The sequence below is a fragment of the Paenibacillus sp. 01T422 genome (genome assembly GCF_056398785.1).
The window spans coordinates 1-4,493 of record NZ_JBFTQB010000524.1; the positions used below are offsets into that span (position 1 = coordinate 1).

Consider the following 4,493-nt stretch of genomic DNA (forward strand, 5'->3'; position numbering starts at 1 on the left):
AACGCGAGCACCTTCGTTAGCTGAATGAGTCCGCCTTTACTGGAGCAATAGGCTCCTCTTTCCGGCAGTGCGATGCTGCCCAGCATGGAGGACAGGTTGATGACCCGGCCGTAGCGCTGGCTTTTCATCGTTTTGGCGACTGCTCGGGCGCATAGATACGGCGCTTTTAAGTTCGTGTTCTGAACGAGATCCCAGCTCGCTTCATCAAAATCCTCAATCGGCTTGCGCACATTAATCCCTGCATTGTTGATCAAAATATCAATCCGTCCAAACGCCTGGACGGAATCAGCAACCATCGCCTCCACCTGCTCGGCTATCGTAACATCCACCGCAAGGCCGAGCGCCCGTCTGCCGGTTGACTCTGCAATCGCACGCGCAGCCGCTTCGGCCTTCTCCTTCTCGCGGCTCGTCACGATCACATCAGCCCCAGCCTCTGCCAGCGCCTGAGCCATGACATAACCAAGCCCTCGTGTTCCACCTGTAATTAAGGCAACACGGCCATCTAATTTGAATAGCTCCAAGCTCATTGGACAGATTCCCCTTTCTCATCTAGCGTTAATAGGATCTTGGCGATCTTTCCCGGATTCTTGATGAGCATCTCAAAGCAAGCACTCCCGCTTTCAAGCGGAGCAAGCTTTGTCCATGGCGACAAGCTGACGCGCCCTTCGCTAATCCACTGAAGTGCCGTCTCGAAGTCATCGGAGTGGTAAGCGAAAGCCCCCGTCATCTGGATCTCGCTACGAATAATGGTATTAATCGGAAGGCGGCTTGTTTCCTCGTGCAGACCTGTGAAAATGACCCGGCCCCCTGGCCGCACCGACTCCACACAAGTTTGGCGGGTCAGCTCCATACCGACGGCATCAATCGCCGCATCGAAGGACTGCCCATCGACAAGGCTGCTTACACGAGTTACGGTTACAGCTCCCAGTTCCTTGGCGATATCAAGACGCTGTTCGTTGATATCAACGACTACGATCTGCTGCAAGCCGTACACCTTGGCTGCCTGAAGAGCTAGAAGACCGATTGGCCCCGCTCCCATAATCAAGAGGCGGTCGGTTGGAAGCGGTCGAAGCAGCTTGCAAATATGTACCGCGCAGGCGAACGGCTCCGCGAAAGCGCCTTCATCATAAGAAACGTGATCGTCCAGACGGTACACGTTCTTCTCAGCAATCGCTACATATTCAGCGAATGCTCCAGGGCGGTGCGCCCCAATTAATTGGCGCTCCGGGCACAGCTGTGCTGCCCCTGTCGTGCAGGCGCGGCAGCGACCACAGGACACGAGCGGGTTGGCCGTCACCCGATCCCCTCGGCGGAATCGGGTCRTTGGGGTCCCGTTCGCATCCCCGCCGTTCCCGACTTGCTCCACGACACCGGAGAACTCGTGCCCCATAATGAGCGGCGGCTTACGAAGCGAATTATGCCCCAAGTAGCCGCTTAATTCAGAACCGCAAATGCCCACCCGCTCCACACGGATCAGCACCTCATCCGGCCCAGGGATTGGCTTTGCCACTTCCCTTATCTGCATGGTGCTGGGCCCTTCATAGACCAAAGCTTTCATGCGCTAACCTCCTTTTGGCAAAATACTTCGTCTCTCTCATCTAGTGCTTCTCACGCTTTTCCCAGCCCTGCTTGAATAAAGGCAGCCAGTGACCGGGGTCATATGGATGCTTCGCAATCTCTTCTAGGTTAAGGTCAATGCCTAGACCATGCCCCTCCGGCGGGAGCAGATAGCCGCGATCAACTTTGAGCGGAGGTGTAAGCAGCTGCTCTTCCCACGGCTCATTAAATTCATCGAAAATTTCATGAATGAAGAAGTTCGGCGTAGCCATATTCAAATGAGCGCACACCACTGAGCAAATAGGTCCTTGTGCGCTATGCGGAGCAGTAACCCCGCCATGCGCATGTACCATCCCGCATATTTGCTTGGAAGCGGAGATGCCGAGATATTGCGGCTCCAATTGAATGATATGCACCGCATCATGCTTCAGCAGCTCGGCGAACTGTTCGCGGTTGTAATAGTCCTCTCCGCAGGCAATTGGCACAGGACTTCGCTTGGCCACCTCGACCATGGAGGAGATTCGCTGCGGAGGCACTGGCGCTTCGAACCAGGTAGGCTCATAAGGCAGCATCGCCTCTGCGAATTGAAGAGCTGTATGTACACTAAAGCGGTTATGTCCTTCAATCAGAAGATCAACATCAGGGCCTACCGCCTCGCGAACCGCCGCGATAATCTCAATTCCAATACGAAAATCCTTCCTTTCCACGGTACGCCAGGCGTTGCCAAAAGGATCAAACTTCAGTGCGGTATAACCTCTAGCGACGACGTCCTTCGCTTTCTCATGAAAGCTTTGCGGATCACGCGGCCCTCGGTACCACCCGTTGGCGTAGCAGCGCAGCTTCTCGTGACATTTTCCGCCCAAAAGTTTATACAGCGGCAGTCCCGCCTCTTTGCCGATAATATCCCAGCAAGCGGTTTCAATTGCAGCCAGCGCTGAGCCCTGAATTTGACCGCCATCCGAATACACGTCACGCGTCATTTTTAATGCGATGGTTTCCACATCATGAACATCCATCCCGATATACAGATGCTTCAGCTCATGAATCGCCGCTTCCACCGTTTTGGCAAACCCATTCAGGGTTCCTTCGCCGATACCATAAATGCCTTCCTTCGTCTGCAGTTTGACGAAAAGCCAATTTTTCCACGAGTTCCCGACGATAAATGTCTCCACATTGGTAATGATCATTCCGCAACCTGTCCTTTCACTTTCCATAATAGAGAAGTAAGCGCCATTACAAGCTTTCATATGCATTGTAACAAATCCAATTGCCCTGATATTTGCCTAAAGGAGAAAACATGTTGGACTTTTCCGATAAACTTGATAAACGACAAAGAAGAAGGCTGCTTGAAGCGCTAGCCTTCTTTCTACATTGTTATTGATCAAACAATTACTATTGAAGAAAAAAAATTCTTTTTATCTCTTTATCATCAAATCTGGCATTTCTAGCGCTAATGAAACATTACACAACATACCTCGCGCCAAAAAAATCGTCGTCCGCTCCTCAGCTTCTTGGAGTCCTGCCTCCTCAAAAGCCTGCATCACGAACTGCTTCACATCGTTCATCCCCCGCTTCATCACAGCACGGATGGGTGCTTCCTGGATCGTCTGCGCCTGCATCTGCAGCAGAATCTCATTTCTGTGCGACTGCGTAATCTCTTCGTAGGCGCGGATGAAGCCGAACTCCAGAAGCTCTGACGATGTAGTTTCCTTCACGTGTTGGAAGGCTTGTAGGATACGTTGCCATGAGAGTTCCAGCGCAGCTTCCAGCAGCGATTCCTTAGTGAAGAATCGATACACATATGGCTGTGAAATAGCGGCGCGTTCCGCAACTTGCGCAGTTGTAGCACGATAATAACCGAATTCGGCAAACACTTCGACAGCGGAATTAATAATATCATTGCGTCGATCAGAAGACGTTATACCTTTCACCACTTGCGCGACCTCCTCTACTGTTAAAAGTCCGATTAATGATTGGTCAATCACTAATCGGACTTAGTATATAACATATAGTTGTAGATCGCAACTTTAACTTGCCACGTTTACACCATACCGCCGTTAACCCGAATGGTTTGACCAGTGATCCAACGCGATTCTTCGCCAGCCAAGAATAGCACCACGCCTGCGATATCTTCCGTTTCTCCCATGCGTCCAAATGCATTTAAATTCGCGATGCCTTGAATCTGCTGCTCTGACTTACCAGCGGTGAATAGTTCCGTGTTTACCGGCCCTGGCGCTACCGCGTTGATCGTAATGCCCGCCGGTCCCAATTCCTTGGTGAGCTGACGCGTAATTTGTTCAACAGCTCCCTTCGTGCCTGCATAAGCACTATAGGTAGGGAACATCATTCCAGCAACGGACGTTGAGAAATTAATAATGCGACCGCCTTTATTCATGTGCTTAAGCGCCTGTTGGATCGCAAAATAAGTGCCTTTGACATTGATGGCATACTGCTTGTCGAAGTCTTCTTCCGTCATAGCGGCTAGCGGCTTCGTGATCATAATGCCCGCGTTATTCACGAGAATATCAATCTGCCCATACGCGGCTAGTGTTTTTTGAAAAAGCAGCTCAATATCAGATACTTGACTAATATCCGCCTGAACCGGCAAAGCTTCACCGCCGTTATGCTTAATGCTCGCCACCACTTCCTCTGCCTTAGCAGGATTGCTGGCGAAATTAATGACGACCTTCGCGCCATGCTTGGCGAGAAGCTCCGCTATTTCTCTTCCGATTCCTCTGGATGCTCCAGTTACGATTGCTACTTTCCTTGATAAGTTAGACATGCGATGATTCCTCCTTGTTACCTTCATTGTTTGGCTTATGAATCTATTATATGTATGTCGATAACAAATTACAACTGACAAATTTATATATTTGTCATTATTCATTCTGTAGCCTCTGAGCTGCTAAGATACCTCAATCGGATCATCCTCTTGG

5 protein-coding genes are annotated in these 4,493 nt (G+C 50.7%); all 5 read right to left on the bottom strand.

From position 1 onward, the window contains the following. The coding region (locus tag AC1DUA_RS24925) for an SDR family NAD(P)-dependent oxidoreductase (RefSeq protein ID WP_477502324.1) at positions 1-527 on the bottom strand (527 nt) is incomplete at its 3' end. Continuing rightward, positions 524-1,558, bottom strand: a complete 1,035-nt coding sequence (locus AC1DUA_RS24930) for a zinc-dependent alcohol dehydrogenase (protein WP_477502325.1) — start codon at positions 1,556-1,558, stop codon at positions 524-526. The genes AC1DUA_RS24930 and AC1DUA_RS24925, both read right to left, overlap by 4 nt. Before the next feature lie 40 nt (positions 1,559-1,598). Further along, a complete protein-coding gene (locus tag AC1DUA_RS24935) occupies positions 1,599-2,810 on the bottom strand; it encodes a mandelate racemase/muconate lactonizing enzyme family protein (protein WP_477502326.1) in 1,212 nt (403 codons plus the stop codon). Between the two features lie 162 nt (positions 2,811-2,972). After that, positions 2,973-3,491, bottom strand: coding sequence for a TetR/AcrR family transcriptional regulator (locus AC1DUA_RS24940; protein WP_477502327.1), 519 nt, complete (start codon positions 3,489-3,491; stop codon positions 2,973-2,975). Positions 3,492-3,598: 107 nt separating this feature from the next. Continuing rightward, a complete protein-coding gene (locus AC1DUA_RS24945; RefSeq protein WP_477502328.1) occupies positions 3,599-4,339 on the bottom strand; it encodes an SDR family oxidoreductase in 741 nt (246 codons plus the stop codon). Positions 4,340-4,493: the final 154 nt, after the last annotated feature.